This is a genomic window from Rothia nasimurium (genome assembly GCF_928391935.1).
GTDB lineage: Bacteria > Actinomycetota > Actinomycetes > Actinomycetales > Micrococcaceae > Rothia > Rothia nasimurium_D.
This window is the reverse complement of record NZ_CAKMTD010000035.1, coordinates 1-255: the sequence shown is the minus strand read 5'-3', so window position 1 is coordinate 255 and position 255 is coordinate 1. Positions and strand designations below refer to the sequence as shown.

The window sequence follows — 255 nt, the reverse complement described above, 5'->3', positions numbered from 1 at the left end:
ACCCCTATCCACAGCTCATCCCCTCCATTTTCAACTGAAGTGGGTTCGGTCCTCCACGACGTCTTACCGTCGCTTCAACCTGGCCATGGATAGATCACTCCGCTTCGGGTCTAGATCCTGCCACTCAAACGCCCTATTCAGACTCGCTTTCGCTACGGCTTCCCCACACGGGTTAACCTCGCGACAGAACACTAACTCGCAGGCTCATTCTTCAAAAGGCACGCTGTCACCCCAAAAGGCTCCAACGGCTTGTAA

The 255-nt window shown here is 54.5% G+C and carries 1 rRNA gene; it reads right to left on the bottom strand.

Annotated elements, in window-relative coordinates:
* Positions 1–255 (bottom strand): 23S ribosomal RNA (locus L7A15_RS10625); the annotation flags it as partial.